Source organism: Cryobacterium sp. 10I5, assembly GCF_035019865.1.
Classification (GTDB): domain Bacteria; phylum Actinomycetota; class Actinomycetes; order Actinomycetales; family Microbacteriaceae; genus Cryobacterium; species Cryobacterium breve_A.
On record NZ_JASJVI010000038.1, the window covers coordinates 1 to 18,628 of the forward strand.

Sequence of the window (18,628 nt, forward strand, 5' to 3'; positions counted from 1 at the left end):
CCCCGACGACGGTGTGATAGATGACTGGCATGACGACTTCTTTCGGTTGTGCGAACGGATGCTGTTTCGTGAGCCGGGGGGCCGGCCCCCCCGGGGGGGGCCCCCCGCCACCCGCCTCACGCACCACCTGCACCACCCACAAGACCTCCACGCGACCCCTCGCACGACCGCTTCGCGCACGATTGAAGGGACCGGCCAATGACGACCGCAGACTTACTCGGAAAGATAATCCAGGTAGTGGGGGCACTGGCAGCGTTCGCGCTTGTCATTGGTCTCCTGCTTTTCCTGATAGACAGGGCGCCCAAACGCGGGCGCGACTATTGGCAGCTGACTTTCTTCATCGCGCCCGCCCTCCTCCTACTGCTTGCCGGTTTGATCTACCCGGCATTCCGCACCTCCCTCCTGGCGTTCACCAACAGTTCGGGTGCCTACGTCGGCGCCGAGAACTTCGTCTGGATGTTCACCCAGCCGGCTGCTCTGATCACCCTGGGCAACACCCTGATCTGGGTTGTCGTCGTGCCGACGATCTCAACGGCCATCGGCCTCGGCTACGCGGTCTTCATCGACAAGTCCCGGGGAGAGAAATACTTCAAGGCCCTCGTCTTCATGCCGATGGCGATCTCCTTCGTCGGCGCCGGAATCATCTGGCGCTTCATCTACGACTACAAGTCGGGAGGAAGCGACCAGATCGGCCTCCTGAACCAGATCGTGGTCTGGCTCGGCGGCCAGCCGGTGCAGTGGCTCCAGACCTCGCCGATCAACACCTTCCTCCTGATCATCGTGATGATCTGGATCCAGACCGGATTCGCCATGGTCATCCTCTCCGCAGCAATCAAGGGGGTCCCGACCGAGCAGATCGAGGCCGCCGAACTCGATGGAACCAACGCCTGGCAGCGGTTCACGAACGTGACGATCCCCGGCATCCGCGGCTCGCTCGTCGTCGTGATCACGACCATCTCGATCGCCACCCTCAAGGTCTTCGACATCGTGCGCACGATGACCGCCGGTAACTTCAACACGAGCGTCATCGCCAACGAGATGTACACGCAGGCATTCCGAGCCGGTGAGCAGGGCCGTGGCGCCGCGCTCGCGATCGTGCTGTTCCTGATGGTGCTGCCGATTGTCATCTACAACGTACGAATCATGCGCAAGCAGAGGGAGATCCGATGAGCGACAACGTAGTCGACCTGCCCATCGTCGGCACCAAGAAGAATGCCCTCGAGGTCGTCACCGTCGGCACCAAGTCGGCCAGGGTGAAACGGCGCCTCACGTCGCGCACGGCGACGGTCGTGTCGCTCGTCATCGCGATCCTCTGGACGCTGCCGACCTTCGGCCTGTTCGTCTCCTCCTTCCGGCCCGCCGGGCTGATCACCACGACGGGGTGGTGGACCATCCTGCAGAACCCGGGCTTCACGCTCGACAACTACAGGGAGGTGCTGCTCTCCACCTCGCAGTCATCCCCGCAGCTCGGCGCGTACTTCGTGAACTCCCTCGCGATCGCGATCCCCGCCACGATCTTCCCGCTCGTGATCGCCTCGATGGCCGCGTACGCCTTCGCCTGGATCAAGTTCAAGGGCAGCGGCGCCCTCTTCGTGCTCGTGTTCGCGCTGCAGATCGTGCCCCTGCAGCTCGCGCTGATCCCGCTGCTCCAGATGTTCACCGCGATCCTGAAGCCCGGTCAGGAGGCGCTGCACCATCTGATCCCGATGATCCCGGCCCAGAACTACCTTCCGGTCTGGATCGCGCACACAATCTTCGCGTTGCCGCTGGCGATCTTCCTGCTGCACAACTTCATCTCCGAGATCCCGAGTGAGGTCATCGAAGCGGCCAGGGTCGACGGCGCCAGCCACGGCCAGGTCTTCTTCCGGATCGTGCTGCCGCTCGCGGTGCCCGCGCTCGCGTCCTTCGCGATCTTCCAGTTCCTCTGGGTCTGGAACGACCTGCTGGTTGCGCTGATCTTCTCGGGCGGGACCCCGGACGTCGCCCCGCTCACCCAGCGGCTCGCCGAACTCACCGGTACCCGGGGCCAGGACTGGCAGCGCCTGACGGCCGCGGCCTTCGTGTCGCTGATCGTGCCGCTCATCGTGTTCTTCAGCCTGCAGCGGTACTTCGTGCGCGGGCTCCTGGCCGGCTCGACGAAGGGCTGACCCGGCCCCGGCATCCGCCCGATCGACAACCGTGCCCGTTACGGACAACTGTTTCCCTCGCACCGGGAACAGTTGTCCGCCACGGGCACAGTTGCGTGCCGTGCAGGCGAGCGGATGTCGCCGCGGCGGCGCTTAGGCTGGCTGCATGAGTGCAATGCACGGCCACGGCGGCGGGTCAGCCCCCTCCGGCCGGCCTGGACAGTACGGACGCCCGCGCGGGCGGATCAGCGGCGGTGACCCGGTCGCCCAGCGCGCCGAGAACGCGGAAGCACCGCGGATCCCGAACCTGCTCGGCCGCATCGCCGCGCTGTTCGCGCCGCACCGCGCAGCCCTCACCATCACCGTCGTTCTCGTGATCATCAGCGCCGCGCTGTCGGTCGTGCCGCCCCTGCTCGTGCAGCGTGCCTTCGACGAGGGCCTGTTCCCGCCGGGGGGAGTGCCGAACCTGCCGCACCTCGCGACCCTCGTCGGGCTCATGATCGCGATTTACCTCGGTTCCCAGCTGCTCGGGGTGTGGCAGACCTGGCTCACCGCGAGCGTCGGCAACACCGTGATGGGCTCCCTGCGGGTGCGACTGTTCACCCACCTGCAGGCCATGGAGCTGAGCTTCTTCACCCGCACCAAGACCGGGATCATCCAGTCGAGACTGCAGAACGACGTCGGCGGCGTCGCGAGCGTGCTCACCAACACCATCTCGAGCCTGCTCGGCAACGCCGTCACGGTGCTCGCCGCGTTCGTCGCGATGCTGCTGCTCGACTGGCAGCTCACGATCGTCGCCCTCATCCTGATGCCGATCCTCGTGATCGCCCAGCGCCGCGTCGGCCAGGTGCGCGCCCGGATCGCCGCCAAAACGCAGGAATCGCTCTCGGACATGACCGCGATCACCCAGGAGACCCTGAGCGTCTCCGGGATCCTGCTCTCCAAGAGCTTCACCAGGCAGCAGGCTGAGATCGGCCGCTACTCGAACGAGAACGACAACCAGGTGCGACTGCAGGTCAGCCAGCAGATGAGCGGCCAATGGTTCTTCGCCATGGTCAGCATCTTCCTCTCCAGCATCCCCGCGATCGTCTACCTCGTCGCCGGCCTGCTGATGAGCAACGGTTCCGCAGACATCACCGCCGGCACGATCGTCGCGTTCACGACGGTCCAGTCCCGGCTGCTGTTCCCGCTGCTCGGGCTGATGCGCGTCGCCCTCGACCTGCAGACCTCGAGCGCCCTCTTCGCGCGGATCTTCCAGTACCTCGACCTCGTCCCCGCGATCCAGGATTCCCCGACCGCGCTCGCCGTGCCCGAGAGCGGCCCCGCGACCGGGCGGGTCGAGTTCGACGACGTGACCTTCGCTTATCCGGATGCCGCAGGCGAGTCCCGGCCCACCCTCGACCAGGTCTCGTTCACGATCGAGCCCGGCCAGTTCGCCGCGTTCGTCGGACCGTCCGGGGCCGGTAAGACGACCGTCTCCTACTTGATTCCCCGCTTCTACGAGGCGACGGCGGGGCGGGTCCTGTTCGGCGGGATCGATGTGCGCGACCTTGCCCAGCAGTCCCTCGTCTCCCACATCGGCATCGTGAGCCAGGAGACCTACCTCTTCCACGCGACCATCGCCGAGAACCTCCGCTACGCGAAACCGGATGCCACGGCGGACGAACTCGAGGCCGCGGCCCGGTCCGCGAGCATCCACGACACGATCGCGTCCTTCCCCGCCGGCTATGACACCGTCGTCGGTGAGCGCGGCTATCGGCTCTCCGGCGGCGAGAAACAGCGCATCGCGATCGCGCGCGTACTCCTGAAGAACCCGGAGGTGCTCATCCTCGACGAGGCGACGAGCGCACTCGACGCCATCTCCGAGCGCGTCGTCCAGGCCGCACTCGACACCGCGTCCCGCGGCCGCACCACGATCGCGATCGCCCACAGACTCTCCACGATCGTCGCGGCCGACGTGATCTTCGTCGTCGACGGCGGCCGGATCGTCGAGAGCGGCACCCACGCCGGCCTGCTGGCTGCGGACGGCGTCTACGCGCGCCTCTACTCCGAGCAGGTCGCGGGCCCGAGTCCCATCGAGAGCCGGGCGCCCGCGCCGGGCGCCCGCCTGAGTGCGCCCAGCCTGCTGTCCGAAGAGCGGGACTAGAGTTGAAGGGTGCTCGTCCGTCTGAAGTGTCCGTGTTGTCTGTCGTGTCCGGTTCGCTGACCGACCCCTGACGCCCCACCGAACACTCCCCGAACACTCCTCGCCCGTCCCGCGCGTGAGCCCCAGGCCGCTCGGCGACATTCACGACACCTCGACGAAGGATCTTCCATGAAGATTGCAGACACCATCCTCGACCTCATCGGCAACACGCCGCTGGTCAAACTGAACAAGGTCACCGAAGGGATCAGCGCGACCGTGCTGGTCAAACTCGAGTACTTCAACCCGGGCGGCTCCGCGAAGGACCGGATCGCCACCCGCATCATCGATGCCGCCGAGCGCGACGGCCTGCTGTTGCCCGGTGGCACCATCGTCGAACCCACCTCGGGAAACACCGGCGTCGGACTCGCCCTCGTCGCGCAGCAGCGCGGCTACCGGTGCGTGTTCGTGCTGCCGGACAAGGTCGGCGAGGACAAGCGCAACGTGCTCACCGCCTACGGCGCCGAGGTCGTCGTGACCCCGACATCCGTGGCCCCCGACGACCCCGAGTCGTACTACAGCGTCTCCGACCGGCTCGCCCGGGAGATTCCCGGCGCCTTCAAGCCCAACCAGTACGCCAACCCGAACGGGCCGCTCAGCCACTACGAGTCGACCGGCCCCGAGATCTGGCGCGACACAGACGGCACCGTCACCCACTTCGTCGCGGGCGTCGGCACCGGCGGCACCATCACCGGCACCGGGCGCTACCTGCGCGAGGTCTCCGGGGACGGCGTCCGGATCATCGGCGCGGACCCGGAAGGCTCGGTCTACTCCGGCGGCACCGGCAGGCCCTACCTCGTCGAAGGCGTCGGCGAGGACTTCTGGCCTGCCGCATACGACCCCGCCGTCGTGCACGAGGTCATCGCCGTCTCCGACGCCGACTCCTTCGCCATGACCAGGCGCCTAGCACTCGAAGAGGGCATCCTCGTCGGCGGTTCGAGCGGCATGGCCGTCGTTGCGGCCCTCCGCGCGGCGGCGACCCTCCCGGCCGACGCCGTCGTCGTCGTCCTGCTGCCCGACGGAGGCCGCGGCTACCTCGGCAAGATCTTCAACGACAAGTGGATGCGCAGCTACGGCTTCAGCAACGCCCCGGCCGGGCACACCGTGGCAGACCTCCTCGAGAGCAAGACCGGCACCCTGCCTGCCTTCGTCTACGTGCACCCGATCGACACCGTGCGCGACGCGATCGAGGCCATGACGAGCTCGAGCGTCTCACAGCTGCTCGTGTTGACCGCCAAGCCGCCGGTCGTGATGGGCGAAGTGCTCGGCGCGATCGACGAACGCCACCTGATGGAGCTCGTCTTCTCCGGCGAGGCGAACCTCACCGACAAGATCAGCGCCTACGTCGGCGACTCCCTGCCGATGATCGGCGTCAACGAACCCGTCGCCGCCGCCCGCGCCGCCTTCGCCCACGACGACGCCCTCCTCGTCACGGCCGAAGGCAAGCCCCTCGGCGTCATCACCCGCCACGACCTCCTCACCTACCTCAGCGCCTGAGCGCCCCCCACTACCTAAGGACCCACGGATGCCCAGCACCCCGAATTTCGACACCCTCGCCATCCACGCCGGACAGGCCTTCGACCCGACCACCGGCGCGGTCATCCCGCCGGTGTACCTGACCTCGACCTACGTCCAGAAGAGCATCGGCGAACTCCGCGGCGGCTACGAGTACAGCCGGGGCGGCAACCCGACCCGCACCGTGCTCGAAACCCTGCTCGCCGCCCTCGAGGGTGGCGCGCACGGCCTGTCCTTCGCGAGCGGCCTCGCCGCCGAGGACACCATCCTGCGTGCCCTCGTCACCGCGGGCGACCACATCGTGCTCGGCAACGACGTGTACGGCGGGACGCACCGTCTGATCAACCGGGTGCACGGCGCGGCGGGCGTGCGCAACACGACCGTGGAGATGTCTGACCTGGCCGCCGTCGAGGCCGCGATCATCCCCGGCGAGACGAAGATCCTCTGGGTCGAGACGCCGAGCAACCCCCTCATGAAGATCAGTGACATCGGCGCGCTGGCCGCAATCGGGCACCGCTTCGGCGTCACCGTGATCGTCGACAACACCTTTGCGAGCCCGGCGCTGCAGCATCCGCTGGCTTTCGGCGCCGATGTCGTCGTGCACTCGACCACCAAGTACCTCGGAGGCCACTCCGACGTGCTCGGCGGCGCCCTCGTGATCAACGATGACGCGCTGTACGAGAAGGCCCAGTTCCTGCAGTTCGCGACCGGACCGGTCTCCGCTCCTCTCGACGCCTGGCTCACCGTGCGCGGCATCAAGACCCTGTCCGTGCGGATGGATCGGCACTGCTCCAACGCCCAGGCGATCGCCGAGCACCTCGACGGCCACCCGGTCCTCGACGCCGTCTATTACCCCGGCCTGCCGAACCACCCCGGCCACGAACTCGCCAAGCGCCAGATGAGCGGCTTCGGCGGCATGCTCTCGATCGCCTTCACCGGCGGGGCCGCGGCAGCACGAGTCTTCGCCGAGTCCACGAAGTTGTTCCAGCTGGCCGAGTCCCTCGGCGGGGTCGAGTCGCTCGTGAACTATCCGGCCGAGATGACGCACGCCTCGGTGCGCGGCACCGAACTCGAAGTCGCGGACAACATCATCCGCCTCTCCGTCGGAATCGAGGACGTGGCCGACCTGATCAACGACCTCGACACAGCCCTCGCCGAGGTCGCCCGCCTCGCCCGCCCCTGATGAATTCGACGGAGTTTATGGGTTTTTGGTACCTGAGAGGCCCGCTTAACCGGTTCAGAATCGAAGATCTCCGTCGAATCGGTTAGGCGGCGGCGGGCCGCAAGTTGGCAGGAAATCGGTGGAGAGTGTCTCGTCTGCCATTTCGCGGGGCCCTGGCCGTCCGGCAGCATAGGAGCATGACCACGCCGGCGGATGCCCCCGCGAGCCCAGCTCCCATCCGCACCGGCAGCCTGGGTCTCATTCAGGGCACCGCGCTCTACATCGCCGCCGTTCTCGGCACCGGGATCCTCGTTCTGCCGGGACTTGCGGCGGGGGCGGCCGGGCCAGCCTCCCTCCTCGCGGTCCTGATCGTCTTCGTGCTGTCCATCCCGCTCGCCGGCACATTCGCCGCCCTCGCCGCCCGATACCCGGATCCCGGCGGCGTGGCGAGCTACGTGCGCACGGCCCTCGGCCAGACCTGGGCGCGGATGACCGGCTACTGGTTCTTCTTCGGCGTCGGCTTCGGCGCACCGGTCGTCGCCATGCTCGGTGCGGAATACGTCGTCGCGATCCTTGGGGTGGACCCTGGCGCCGTGCCGGTGGTCGCACTCCTGATCCTGGTTCCGCCGTTCGTGTCCAACTACTTCGGCGTGCGGGTCTCCGGGGCGGCGCAGCTCATCCTCACCGGAGCGCTGCTCGTCATCGTCATCGGCGTCGTCGCCGTCGCCTTCCCCGCCGCAGACCCTGGAAACTTCCAGCCGTTCCTGACCCACGGCTGGACCGGCGTCGGCGCCGCCGTCAGCCTGTTCGTCTGGGCCTTCGCCGGCTGGGAGGTCGGAACCCATATCGCGGGGGAGTTCCGCAATCCTCGGCGGGTCATTCCGGCGGCGACGGCGATCGCGCTCGTGGTCGTCGGCGCTGCCTACCTCGCGCTGCAGTACGTGACGGTCGCCGTCCTCGGCGGTGCCGCGGGAACGGGCGCCGTACCCCTGCTCGCCCTCGTCGCCCAGGCGCCCGGCGGCGTCGGCCCGGTCTCGGTCGCGGTGATCGCCGCGATCGTCGCACTCGGTGTGCTCAACGTGTACCTGGGCGCCTTCGCCAAACTGGGAGCCTCGCTCGGCCGCGACGGCGACCTTCCGCTTTGGCTGGCCCGCGGTGTCGAAGCGGGTGGCGTTCCGCGTCGGAGCCTCACCGTTGTCGCCGTGCTCACCGGCGGGTACTTCACGATCATGGTGACGCAGCATCTGTCCCTCTCGGTCTTCATCCTGATCCACACGAGCTCCATGGTTGCGATCTACACCCTCGGCATGATCGCCGCCGTGCGCCTCCTGGACCGCTACAGCCTTGGCTGGTGGCTCGCAGCGGTGAGCGTGGCCCTCACCGGCGCGCTGCTCGTGCTCGCGGGACCGAACCTCCTCGTTCCGGCCGTGCTCGCCCTCGTCGCCGTCGTCATCGGCCGGGTCAAAAAGCGTCGGAGGAACACCCTTCGCTCGCCCGCACGCCAAACTGCGCCCGAACGCGCCCGCTCGACACGGCCTCGCCCGACCCGAACCGCCCAGGAGAACAGATGACCGTCACCCGTGCCCGCCTGATCGATCTCAGCCACACCATTCGGGCAGGCCTCGTGACGTACCCGGGGCTGCCTGCTCCCGTCATCGAGCCCTTCCTCACCCGCGCCGCGTCTCGCTCGACCTACGCACCCGGCACCGAGTTCGCCATGGACACGATCACCCTGATCGGCAACACGGGCACCTACCTCGACAGTCCATTCCATCGCTACGAGGGCGGGACGGATCTCGCCGGCCTCGACCTCAACACCCTCGTCGACCTCCCCGCCGAGGTATTCCATCTGACGGATGCCTCGACTCGCGGCATTCCGGCGGCGGCATTTAGCGAGCGCGCCTCCGATCTGACGGGTTCGGCCGTGCTCATCCATACCGGCTGGGACCGCCACTTCGGCACCCCGGAGTACAGGGTGGGGGCTCCATTCCTGGCCGAAGAGGCAGTTGGATTCCTCGTCGCTGCGGGCGTCGCGCTCGTGGGGATCGACTCGCTCAACATCGACGACACTGAGGGGAGCCGGGAGCGGCCCGCCCATTCCGGACTGCTCTCCGCCGGCATCCACATCGTCGAGCACCTCACCGGTCTCGGCGACGTCCCGGCCTCCGGAGCGACTTTCTCGGCGGTACCGCCGAAGATCGAGGGCTTCGGCACCTTTCCGGTGCGAGCATTCGCGCGGGCACGCCACCCCGTCGAATAGGCACGATTCTGGCCATGTGACCGTCACATCGCGACCCCTCGGCAGTGCATACTGGGGGTGCAAGATGTTTTGTGACCGTGCTCATAGACGAGGCCCCGATGACTGCCGAACCGCCCACTGGCCGGGCCCCCAGCATCCGGGATGTCGCACGCCTCGCCGGTGTCTCGCATCAGACCGTGTCACGGGTTCTCAACAAGCATCCGAGCATTCGTGACTCGACCAAGGCCCGCGTGCTGCAGGTGATCGAGGAGCTCCAGTATCGGCCCAACCGGGCGGCGCGGGCGCTGTCGAGGGGGCGGTCGCGCACGATCGGTGTGCTGTCGGCATCCGGAGCCCAGTACGGCCCGTCGAGCAGCATCAACGCGATTCAGGATGCGGCGCGGGAAGCCGGCTACTACGTGAACACCGCCAACCTGACCGCCGTCGACACGGTCTCGATCGAAGCGGCACTCGACCACCTGATGTACCAGTCGGTGGAGGGGATCGTGGTCATCGCCCCCCAGGTCCGCGTCTTCGACGTCCTCGAGCAACTCTCGATCGAGGTGCCGTACGTCACCCTCCAGTCGACGGGCCGGCTGGGCGAGCACGCGCTCTCCGTCGACCAGATCCACGGCGCACGACTGGCCACACGGCACCTGATCGACCTCGGCCACCGGCGGATCTTCCACCTTGCGGGGCCGCAGGACTGGATCGAGGCTGAGGCGCGGATGCGCGGATTCCTGGAAGAGATGGGGGCGATGGACGTGCCGACGACCGCCCCGATCCTCGGGGACTGGACGGCAGACTTCGGCTATCACGCCGGGCGGGAGCTGCTCAGACAGCGCGACTTCACCGCCATCTTCTCCTCGAACGACCAGATGGCGCTCGGGATCATGCACGCCGTCAGGGACGCGGGTCTCGACATTCCGCGGGACGTGAGCATCGTCGGTTTCGACGACATTCCGGAGGCGGCACACTTCTGGCCGCCGCTCACGACCGTGCGCCAGGATTTCGCGGAACTGGGCCGCCGGTGCATCGCCCTCCTGCTCGGCACGATCGCCGGCGAAGACCCGGAAAAATTCCGCGCTTCGATCATTCCCGAACTCATCGTTCGAGGCTCGACAGGCCCTCCCGCGTTCTGAATCCGGCCGTTACGGCGTGGTTATCAAAACGCAACCACCGACTTTTCGCCGCGACTTGACAAGAATGCCCACTGCGGGCGTAGTGTGAGCAAAGCGATTGTGACCGTTCACATTTCGTGACATCGTAAGTACGCAGATGCGCATGGCCTCTGCACCGCATGACAAAGGAGTCGAATTTCGTGATCGAGAACGCACAGGCCGCGCCCGCAGCCGACGCATCCGCCGAGACGTCTGTCATCGGAGGCGATCGCCGACCGAACGCCCTCACGCGTGACGCGGGATTCTCCACGGGTGTGGTGGCGTTCGCATGAGCACCTACGGACCCCAGATCGAGGTCGCGATCGCCCGCATCCGCGCCGATGTCGCCGACCTCCACGCCGAACTCACCCGCAACGGCCTCGTGGTCTGGACCGGCGGAAACGTCTCCGGCCGCGTTCCGGGCGCAGACCTCTTCGTGATCAAGCCGAGCGGCGTCGACTACGCCGACCTCGCCCCGGAGAACATGATCCTGTGCGACCTCGACGGTGCCGTCATTCCCGGCACCCCAGGATCCGACCGTTCTCCGTCGAGCGACACGGCCGCCCACGCCTACGTGTACCGCAACATGCCCGAGATCGGCGGTGTCGTGCACACGCACTCCACATACGCGACCGCCTGGGCCGCCCGCGGCGAGGAAATCCCCTGCGTGATCACGGCCATGGCCGACGAATTCGGCGGCCCGATCCCGATCGGCACCTTCGCGATCATCGGGGACGACACGATCGGCCGCGGCATCGTCGAAGCGCTCACGGGACACCGGTCCCGCGCCGTGCTGATGCAGAACCATGGCCCCTTCACGATCGGCAAGGACGCCCGCGACGCCGTCAAGGCCGCCGTCATGGTCGAGGACGTCGCGCGTACCGTGCACATCGCCAGGCAGGGCGGCGAACTCATCCCGATCCCGCAGGCCGCGATCGACTCCCTCTTCAACCGCTATCAGAATGTCTACGGACAAGCACCCCAGGGAGCGCTGAAGTAATGCCCGCTCTCAAACACCACGATTTCGCCGAGATCGCTCGCACCGAGCGTCTCGTGATCGATAAGACCACCACCCGTCGGGATTTCACCCGCTAGGTGCGTTGGAACCAGGCCGACTACCCATGGGCACCAGGCCTGTAATCACATAGCAGCACCAATACAACTGCCATCAGAGTTGATAACAGATCCACGAAAGGTAATTCAGTGAAGACAAGTAAGGTCCTCGCAGGCATCGCTGCCATTGGACTCGCACTCTCCCTCGCTGCCTGCTCCGGCGGACGCGGCGACACCGCCACGTCCACCGCTGCAGCGGGCTCCAACGCCGGCGCACTCGTCGGCGTTGCAATGCCCACCAAGTCCAGCGAGCGCTGGATCAAGGACGGCGACGCTGTCAAGGCCTCCCTCGAGAAGCTCGGCTACAAGGTCGACCTCGAATACGGCGAAGACAAGATCCCCACCCAGGTCCAGCAGATCAGCAACATGCTGACGAAGGGCGCGAAGATCCTCATCATCGCGTCGATCGACGGCACCGCGCTCAGCGACCAGCTTGACCAGGCCGCAGCGGCCGGCGTCAAGGTCATCGCGTACGACCGCCTGATCAACGGCAACAAGAACGTCGACTACTACACCACCTTCGACAACAACGAGGTCGGCGTGCTGCAGGCCACGAGCCTGCTCACCGGACTCGGTGTGCTGGACAAGGACGGCAAGGACACCGGCAAGACCGGCCCGTTCAACGTCGAGCTCTTCGGCGGCAGCCCGGACGACAACAACGCCACGTTCTTCTTCAACGGCGCCATCTCCGTCCTGCAGCCCTACATCGACAAGGGCGTCATCGTCGTCAAGAGCGGCCAGACCAGCTTCACCCAGGTGGCCACCCTGCGTTGGGACCCGGCGACCGCCCAGAAGCGGATGCAGAACCTCATCGCGAGCACCTACTCCGACGGCTCCAAGGTCGACGGCGTTCTCTCCCCGTATGACGGTCTCTCCATCGGCATCATCTCGGCTCTGACGAGCTCGGGATACGCCACCGACAAGCTCCCGATCATCACCGGTCAGGACTCCGAGGCCGCTTCGGTCAAGTCGATCATCGCCGGCCAGCAGTACTCCTCCATCTACAAGGACACGCGCCAGCTCGGCGACGAGGCCGTGAAGATGGCTGACGACCTGCTCAACGGCAAGACCCCCGAGGTCAACGACACGAAGAGCTACAACAACAAGGTCAAGGTCGTCCCGACCTTCCTGTTCGCTCCTCAGGTCGTCACCAAGGACAACTACAAGGCACTGCTCGTCGACACCGGTTACTACACCGAAGCCGACCTCAAGTAGGTCCTTCTCTCCACAGGCAGTGGCGGGGGGGGGCGCCCCCCCCCCCCCCCACTGCCAGCACCGAACGCACCACAACCACCACCCACCCTCTCTCCACCGGAAGAAGAAGTAACGGTGACAACGAATATTCTCGAGATGCGCAGCATCACGAAAACCTTTCCCGGAGTGAAAGCCCTCCAGGACGTTTCCCTCGCGGTGAAGCGAGGCCACATTCACGCGATTTGCGGCGAGAACGGTGCAGGAAAGTCCACCTTGATGAAGGTGCTCTCCGGCGTCTACCCGCATGGCACGTACGACGGCGAGATCGTCTTCGAAAACGAAACGGTCGCCTTTAAATCCATCAATGACTCCGAGGCCTCTGGCGTCGTCATCATCCACCAGGAACTTGCGCTGAGCCCGTTCCTCTCCATCGCTGAGAACATCTTCCTCGGCAACGAGCAGCAGAACAACGGCTGGATCGACTGGAACAAGACCAACATGGAGGCGGCCAAGCTGCTCGCCCGCGTCGGTCTCAAGGACAACCCGATCACCAAGATCCGCGACATCGGCGTCGGCAAGCAGCAGCTCGTGGAAATCGCGAAGGCCCTGTCCAAGGAGGTCAAACTCCTGATCCTGGACGAGCCGACCGCAGCACTCAACGATGAGGACTCCGCGCACCTGCTCGACCTGATGAAGCACCTCAAGGGCCAGGGCGTCACCTCGATCATGATCAGCCACAAACTGAACGAGATCAAGGCCATCGCCGACGAGGTCACGATCATCCGTGACGGCAAGCTCATCGAGACGCTCGACATGCACACCGATGACATCTCCGAGGAGCGCATCATCAAGGGCATGGTCGGCCGGGACCTCGGTAGCCGCTACCCCGACCACACGCCGAACATCGGCGAGGAACTCCTCCGGGTCGAAGACTGGAACGTCTACCACCCGCTCGACCACCAGCGCCGGGTCGTCAAGGACGCGAACATCACCGTCAGGGCCGGCGAGATCGTCGGCATCGCCGGGCTGATGGGCGCAGGCAGGACCGAGCTCGCGATGAGCGTGTTCGGCCACAGCTACGGGCACAACATCTCGGGCACCGTCTACAAGAACGGCGTCAAGATCAACACGAGCACGGTGGCGAACGCCATCGAGCACGGCCTGGCATACGCCACCGAAGACCGCAAGCGCTACGGGCTCAACCTGATCGAAGACATCAAGCGCAACATCTCCACGGTGGGCATGCACAAGATCGCCAAGCGCGGCTGGGTCGACTCCAACCAGGAGATCGTCGTCGCGGAGGGTTACCGGAAGAGCATGAACATCAAGGCTCCGACGGTCGAGGCACTCGCCGGGAAGCTCTCCGGTGGTAACCAGCAGAAGGTCGTGCTGTCCAAGTGGATGTTCTCCGACCCGGATGTCCTCATCCTCGACGAACCCACCCGCGGCATCGACGTCGGCGCCAAGTATGAGATCTACGGGATCATCAACCGGCTCGCCGACGCAGGCAAGGGCGTCATCGTGATCTCGTCCGAGCTGCCGGAACTGATCGGCATCTGCGACCGGATCTACACCATCTTCGAAGGCCGGATCACGGCGGACGTCGCCCGCGGGCAGACAACGGCTGAATTCCTTATGCAAAACATGACCCAGGAAAGGGACAAGGACAAGCGATGAGCGTGTTCAGATCTTCACTCAATTACCTCGCCGGCCAGCTGCGGCAAATCGGCCTGTTCATCGCCCTGATCGCGATCGTGATCTTCTTCCAGGTAGCCACGAACGGCATCACCCTGAAGCCGATCAACGTCACCAACCTGATCGTGCAGAACAGCTACATCCTGATCCTCGCCGTCGGCATGGTCATGGTCATCATCGCCGGCCACATCGACCTGTCGGTCGGTTCCGTCGTCGCCTTCGTCGGCGCCATGTCCGGCGTGATGATCACGCAGTGGAATGTGCCGTGGTGGCTTGCGATCATCCTCTGCCTCGGCGTCGGCGCCCTCGTGGGAATGTGGCAGGGCTTCTGGATCGCCTACTTCGGGATACCGGCCTTCATCGTCACCCTGGCCGGGATGCTCACCTTCCGTGGGCTCACCCAGATCGCACTGCAGAACAAGCAGATCTCGCCGTTCCCCGACGAATTCCGCGCCCTCGGCAGCGGCTTCCTCCCCGACCTCGGCGGCGGAACCACTGCTGTCGAACCGTTGACCCTCGGCATCGGCATCATCGCGACGCTCTTCCTGGTGCTCCAGGGCATCCGCCAGCGCCGGGCCCGTGCGAAGTACGACGTCGAGGACGAGCCGTTCGCGTGGTTCCTCACCAAGCTGGTGTTCACGGCAGCGATGATCATCGGGATCACCTACCTGCTCGCGAGCTACCGCGGCACGCCCATCGTGCTCATCGTCCTCGGCATCCTGATCGTCGTCTACGCATCCGTGATGTCGAACAGCGTCTTCGGCCGCCACATCTACGCCATCGGTGGCAACCTGAACGCCGCCGCACTGTCCGGCATCAAGACCAAGCGCGTCACGTTCATGCTCTTCGTGAACATGGGCGTCATCTCGGCACTCGCCGGGCTCGTCTTCACCGCCCAGCTCAACCTCGCCAACCCGAAGGCCGGTGACGGCTTCGAACTCGACGCCATCGCCGCCGTCTTCATCGGTGGCGCGGCGGTCACCGGTGGTATCGGTACCGTCACCGGAGCCATCATCGGTGGTTTCATCATCGGGCTGCTGAACAACGGCATGTCGATCCTCGGTGTCGGAACGGAATACCAGCAGCTCATCAAGGGCCTGGTCCTGCTCGGTGCCGTAGCGTTCGACGTCTACAACAAGCGTCGCTCCGGCGGGCGCTGACCCGGTAGTCCACCCAGAGCGGGTCGGTCGTCTTCGGGCGCCCGACCCGCTTTTTTGTGCCTCCGACCAGCCGTTACCCAAGCGTGACCCGCAGTGGCCGCTCCGAGCCTGTTGCTCGCGGTCACTGCCGGTTACTATCTGTGGCATCTGGCGCAAGGAGCACAATGATGTCCACCCAGCACGTCATGAACGACGAGCCCATCCCGCGGGACGGGCCGGTCATTCTGGAAATGCGATCGATCACGAAGGAGTTCCCCGGGGTCAAGGCCCTGTCCGACGTGTCCCTCACCGTGAAGGCCGGGGAGATTCACGCCATCTGCGGCGAGAACGGCGCAGGCAAGTCCACCCTCATGAAAGTGCTCTCCGGGGTATATCCGTACGGGACCTACGACGGCGACATCGTCTATCAGGGCACGACCGTGCACTTCCGGGATATCCGCTCGAGCGAAGAAGCCGGGATCGCGATCATCCACCAGGAACTCGCGCTCATCCCCGAGCTGTCCATCACCGAGAACATCTTCCTCGGCAACGAGCCGACCCGGTGGGGCGCCATCGACTGGATCACGGCCAAGAAGACCGCCCTCGAGTTGCTCGCGCGGGTCGGACTCCGCGAGGACCCGGACACCCTGATCAAGAACATCGGCGTCGGCAAGCAGCAGCTCGTCGAGATCGCCAAGGCGCTCAGCAAGTCCGTCAAGCTGCTCATCCTCGACGAGCCCACGGCGGCGCTCAACGAGGCGGATTCGCAGCACCTGCTCGACCTGATCCGGGGCCTCAAAGGCAAGGGAATCACGTCGATCATGATCTCCCACAAGCTGAACGAGATCGAACAGGTCGCCGACTCCATCACGATCATCCGCGACGGGAAGACGATTGAAACCCTCGATGTGGTGAGGGACGGGGTCAACGAGGACCGCATCATCCGCGGCATGGTGGGTCGCAGCCTCGAGAGCCGCTTCCCCGATCACACCCCGAAACTCGGAGAGGTGTTCTTCGAAGTGCGGGACTGGAACGTGCAGCACCCGCAGGTCACCGAGCGGATGGTGGTCAAGAACTCGAGCCTCACCGTGCGGCGCGGGGAGATCGTCGGCATCGCCGGACTCATGGGAGCCGGCCGTACCGAACTGGCGATGAGCATCTTCGGCCGGTCCTACGGCACGTTCCTCTCCGGGCGGATGTACAAGGACGGCAAGGAGATCGAACTCCGGAACGTGTCAGAGGCCATCGACCACGGACTTGCCTACGTGAGCGAAGACCGCAAGGCACTCGGCCTCAACCTGCTCGACGACGTCAAGCGCTCTATCGTGTCCGCGAAGCTCTCCAAGATCTCGGCGGGGCCCGTCGTCAACGACGGCAAGGAGTTTGCGATCGCTGAGGGCTACCGGACGAGCCTGCGGATCAAGACGCCGACTGTCGATTCCGGGGTGAGCAAGCTCTCCGGCGGCAACCAGCAGAAGGTCGTCCTCGCCAAGTGGATGTTCACGGACCCCGACCTGCTCATCCTCGACGAGCCCACCCGGGGCATCGACGTGGGCGCCAAGTACGAGATCTACGGCATCATCCAGAACCTCGCGGCGCAGGGGAAGGGAGTGATCCTGATCTCCTCGGAACTTCCTGAGCTCCTGGGGCTCGCCGACCGCATCTACACGGTCTTCGAGGGTTCGATCACGGACTGCATCCCCGCGGCGGAGGCCGACCCAGAGACCCTGATGAAGAGCATGACCAGCTCCAGAAAGAAGGTTCGCAGCTGATGGCAACCGAGACGATCAAGACCAGCGAGTCTGGCAGTGCCCGGAAGCTCTTCGGCGGGGGAAACCTCCGCCAGTTCGGCATCCTGTTCAGCCTGATCGCAATCATCCTGCTCTTCCAGTACCTCACCAACGGCCTCACCCTGTCGTCCGGCAACCTGATCAACCTCGTCAGCCAGTACTCGTACATCCTGATCCTCGCCATCGGCATGGTCATCGTGATCATCGCCGGGCATATCGACCTGTCGGTCGGATCGGTGGCCGCTTTCGTGGGCATCGTCGTGGCGACGTCCATGAAGGATTGGAACCTGCCCTGGCCGCTCGCCATCCTCTTCGGCCTCTTCGTGGGCATGCTGATCGGGGCCTGGCAGGGGTGGTGGGTGGCCTTCGTCGGGGTGCCAGCCTTCATCGTCACCCTCGCCGGGATGCTCATCTTCCGCGGTGGCAACCAGCTGATCGGCAATGCCAACACCGTGCCGGTTCCCCCCGGCTTCACCACGATCGGCTCGGGGTACCTGCCCGAAGTCGGCCCGTACACCGGGTATAACAACCTCACCCTTCTGCTCGGGCTCATCATCGTTATCGCCGTGATCTGGCGGGAGATCAGGGCGCGTCGCGTGCAGCGGATCATGGGCTCGACGCCGTCCACGCTCTGGGTGAGCGTCGTCAAGGTCGTGCTGCTCGACGCGGTCGTCATCTACGCGACCTTCCTCTTCGCGGGCGGCCGCACCGGAACGAGTTTCCCGGTCTCCGGCATCATCCTCGGGGTGCTCGTGCTGGTGTACTCGTTCATCACCCGGAATACGATCTTCGGCCGCCACGTCTACGCCGTCGGCGGTAACAAGCTCGCCGCCGAAATGTCCGGCGTCAAGTCCCGTCGGATCAACTTCCTCGTGATGATGAACATGTCGATCCTGGCCGCCCTCGCCGGAATGATCTTCGTCGCCCGATCGGTCGCCTCCGGGCCTCAGGACGGCCTCAGCTGGGAACTCGACGCGATCGCCGCGGTGTTCATCGGCGGTGCGGCGGTATCCGGCGGCATCGGCACCGTTACGGGCTCCATCATCGGCGGCCTCGTGATGGCCGTGCTCAACAACGGGCTCCAGCTCCTCGGCGTCGGAAGCGACCGGGTGCAGATCATCAAGGGTCTCGTGCTTCTCATCGCCGTCGGCGTGGATGTCTGGAACAAGAAACAGGGCCGGCCATCGATCCTCGGGTTCATGACCCGGAACCGCAAGACCACCCCGGCTCCGGACGAGCCGCCGATGGTCGTCCCGGACTCCGGAACGCCGGACACGGCCCGACCGCCGGCGAGCATGCCGTCCTGATCCGCG

15 protein-coding genes are annotated in these 18,628 nt (G+C 65.6%); all 15 read left to right on the forward strand.

Annotated features, from left to right (window positions below):
• Positions 1–198 precede the first annotated feature (198 nt).
• The 15 genes from QN350_RS10995 (at position 199) to mmsB (QN350_RS11065) (ending at position 18,622) form a co-directional block, all read left to right on the forward strand.
• Positions 199–1,170, forward strand: coding sequence for a carbohydrate ABC transporter permease (locus QN350_RS10995; RefSeq protein WP_134446746.1), 972 nt, complete (start codon positions 199–201; stop codon positions 1,168–1,170).
• Complete coding sequence (locus QN350_RS11000; RefSeq protein WP_322138104.1) at positions 1,167–2,147, forward strand: carbohydrate ABC transporter permease; 981 nt, start codon at positions 1,167–1,169, stop codon at positions 2,145–2,147. The genes QN350_RS10995 and QN350_RS11000 overlap by 4 nt, the downstream gene beginning before the upstream one ends.
• 154 nt (positions 2,148–2,301) lie before the next feature.
• Positions 2,302–4,272, forward strand: a complete 1,971-nt coding sequence (locus tag QN350_RS11005) for an ABC transporter ATP-binding protein (RefSeq protein WP_322140345.1) — start codon at positions 2,302–2,304, stop codon at positions 4,270–4,272.
• A gap of 168 nt (positions 4,273–4,440) precedes the next feature.
• The gene (locus tag QN350_RS11010) at positions 4,441–5,805 is read left to right on the forward strand and encodes a cystathionine beta-synthase (protein WP_281535988.1); all 1,365 of its coding nucleotides are present in this window, start codon (positions 4,441–4,443) and stop codon (positions 5,803–5,805) included.
• Between the two features lie 28 nt (positions 5,806–5,833).
• Positions 5,834–7,006, forward strand: coding sequence for a cystathionine gamma-synthase (locus QN350_RS11015; RefSeq protein ID WP_322138103.1), 1,173 nt, complete (start codon positions 5,834–5,836; stop codon positions 7,004–7,006).
• 176 nt (positions 7,007–7,182) lie between these two features.
• Positions 7,183–8,556, forward strand: a complete 1,374-nt coding sequence (locus QN350_RS11020; RefSeq protein ID WP_322138102.1) for an APC family permease — start codon at positions 7,183–7,185, stop codon at positions 8,554–8,556.
• A complete protein-coding gene (locus QN350_RS11025; RefSeq protein WP_323502847.1) occupies positions 8,553–9,245 on the forward strand; it encodes a cyclase family protein in 693 nt (230 codons plus the stop codon). The genes QN350_RS11020 and QN350_RS11025 overlap by 4 nt, the downstream gene beginning before the upstream one ends.
• A gap of 98 nt (positions 9,246–9,343) precedes the next feature.
• The gene (locus tag QN350_RS11030) at positions 9,344–10,366 is read left to right on the forward strand and encodes a LacI family DNA-binding transcriptional regulator (RefSeq protein ID WP_322138100.1); all 1,023 of its coding nucleotides are present in this window, start codon (positions 9,344–9,346) and stop codon (positions 10,364–10,366) included.
• 179 nt (positions 10,367–10,545) lie between these two features.
• Positions 10,546–10,677: a hypothetical protein gene (locus QN350_RS11035; RefSeq protein ID WP_322138099.1), complete on the forward strand. Its 132-nt coding sequence runs from the start codon at positions 10,546–10,548 to the stop codon at positions 10,675–10,677.
• Complete coding sequence (locus tag QN350_RS11040; RefSeq protein WP_281535984.1) at positions 10,674–11,384, forward strand: L-ribulose-5-phosphate 4-epimerase; 711 nt, start codon at positions 10,674–10,676, stop codon at positions 11,382–11,384. Before QN350_RS11035 ends, QN350_RS11040 begins: the two co-directional genes overlap by 4 nt.
• A 203-nt stretch (positions 11,385–11,587) precedes the next feature.
• Positions 11,588–12,712: a multiple monosaccharide ABC transporter substrate-binding protein gene (gene chvE, locus QN350_RS11045; protein WP_281535983.1), complete on the forward strand. Its 1,125-nt coding sequence runs from the start codon at positions 11,588–11,590 to the stop codon at positions 12,710–12,712.
• Positions 12,713–12,826: 114 nt separating this feature from the next.
• Complete coding sequence (mmsA, locus tag QN350_RS11050; RefSeq protein WP_281535982.1) at positions 12,827–14,368, forward strand: multiple monosaccharide ABC transporter ATP-binding protein; 1,542 nt, start codon at positions 12,827–12,829, stop codon at positions 14,366–14,368.
• Complete coding sequence (gene mmsB / locus QN350_RS11055) at positions 14,365–15,546, forward strand: multiple monosaccharide ABC transporter permease (RefSeq protein WP_281535981.1); 1,182 nt, start codon at positions 14,365–14,367, stop codon at positions 15,544–15,546. The genes mmsA (QN350_RS11050) and mmsB (QN350_RS11055) overlap by 4 nt, the downstream gene beginning before the upstream one ends.
• A 164-nt stretch (positions 15,547–15,710) precedes the next feature.
• Positions 15,711–17,297, forward strand: coding sequence for a multiple monosaccharide ABC transporter ATP-binding protein (mmsA, locus tag QN350_RS11060; protein ID WP_323516378.1), 1,587 nt, complete (start codon positions 15,711–15,713; stop codon positions 17,295–17,297).
• On the forward strand, positions 17,297–18,622 hold the full coding sequence (mmsB, locus tag QN350_RS11065) for a multiple monosaccharide ABC transporter permease (RefSeq protein ID WP_323516380.1): 1,326 nt from the start codon (positions 17,297–17,299) through the stop codon (positions 18,620–18,622). The genes mmsA (QN350_RS11060) and mmsB (QN350_RS11065) overlap by 1 nt, the downstream gene beginning before the upstream one ends.
• The last annotated feature ends 6 nt before the right edge of the window (positions 18,623–18,628 follow it).